Origin of the sequence: Veillonella parvula, from assembly GCF_047241225.1 — a bacterium.
Lineage (GTDB): Bacteria > Bacillota > Negativicutes > Veillonellales > Veillonellaceae > Veillonella > Veillonella parvula_O.
Genome location: NZ_JBKTIE010000015.1, coordinates 1 through 1,610, shown reverse-complemented (window position 1 = coordinate 1,610; position 1,610 = coordinate 1). Strand labels below are relative to the sequence as shown.

The following is a 1,610-nucleotide window of genomic DNA, read 5'->3' as shown; positions in this document are numbered from 1 at the left end:
CCATGGGGGAGATCTCCGACTTCTTCAGCTACTACTGGCAGAGCTGATCCTTGGTACAGGCGAACACGATCGATGCCGGGCTGGGCACCAAACCGGTGCCCCGTCTGGCCCTGACCATGTCGGTCCCCACCATCGTGGCGCAGGCGGCGAACGCCTCGTACACGATCATCGACCGACTGTTCATCGGGCACATCCCCGAAGTGGGCAACGCGGCGATGACCGGCGTGGGCATCTGCTTCCCGATTCTGCTGGCCGTCACCGCCTTCGCCTCGCTGATCGGCGCAGGCGGCGCGCCGCGCGCCTCCATTGAACTTGGGCGCGGCAACTTCAAGAAAGCCGAACGCATCCTCGGCACCAGCGCCGCGTTCCTCATCGCCATAGCCCTGACCCTCACCGTGCTGCTGCAGTTGGCGAAACGGCCGATTCTCTACGCCTTCGGCGCCAGCGATGCGACCATCGAATATGCGGTCGACTTCATCACCATCTACCTGATCGGCACCGTATTCGTGCAACTCACGCTCGGACTCAACAACTTCATTTCGGCGCAGGGCAAAACCACTGTGGCCATGGTCTCCGTACTCATCGGCACCGGCATATCCATCCTTCTTGACCCCGTGTTCATTTTCGTGTTCGGATGGGGCGTCAGGGGAGCGGCCGCCGCGAACGTGCTCGCCCAACTGGTCTCGACCATATGGATCGTACTGTTCCTCTCCTCCGGGCGCAGCGCGATTCGCCTGCGGCCGTTGAACATCCGGTTCGATCGGATCATCATCCCCGTGCTGGCGCTCGGTCTGGCACCCTTCATCATGCAGATCACCGAATGCCTGATCAACGTGGTGTTCAACGTGGGGCTGCAACGCTACGGCGGCGACGATTACGTCACGTCGATCACCATCATCACTTCGCTGATGCAGATCGTGAGCGTCCTGACCAGCGGCTTCCAGCAAGGCATCCAGCCGATCATCGGGTTCAACTTCGGTGCCCGGCATATGGAGCGCGTCCGCCAGGCGGTCCGCATGGCCTTCGTCACGCAGATCGTCTCCGCCACGGCGCTGGTGTCGGTACTCGCCACATTCCCCGGCTTTTTCGCCTCATGGTTCACCTCGGAACAGACTGTCATCGACATCGTGACCCGCATGATGCCGATTTTCGTCTGCGGCTGGGGTATCTTCGGCATCCAGATGGGCGCGCAATGCGCACTCGTCGGCATGGGCCAGGCCAAACAGTCGGTGTTCTTGGCCATCTTCCGCAAGATCATCCTGCTCGTGCCGCTCGCGCTGCTGCTGCCGCACTGGATCGGCGTCAACGGCATCTTCATCGCCGAACCCATCTCCGACGCCACCTCCGGCATCGTGGCCGGCTTCCTGTTCTATGCCACCTACCGCAAGATTCGGCGAGATATGGTCTAGACTCCTGATTCAATGGATGTGCCGTCTCATGCGTTGCGAAACACGGGACGGATAGAATGCCTCGCAAAACGGGTGCCCGTTGTTTCGTGATATGAAGGAGATTTTATGCCGGTGGTGTCGCGTCGTGCGCAGCCAACGTGATGGCCATAATCGCCGAAAGCAGGGAGAACAATGGCAGCACGCACAACACGACGGTCAGCA

Annotated in this window: 1 protein-coding gene; it reads left to right on the top strand. The window is 60.9% G+C overall.

Annotated elements, in window-relative coordinates; genetic code table 11:
- The first annotated feature begins 50 nt into the window (after nucleotides 1-50).
- Nucleotides 51-1,409, top strand: coding sequence for an MATE family efflux transporter (locus ACLRYO_RS09560; protein WP_023658407.1), 1,359 nt, complete (start codon nucleotides 51-53; stop codon nucleotides 1,407-1,409).
- Nucleotides 1,410-1,610: the final 201 nt, after the last annotated feature.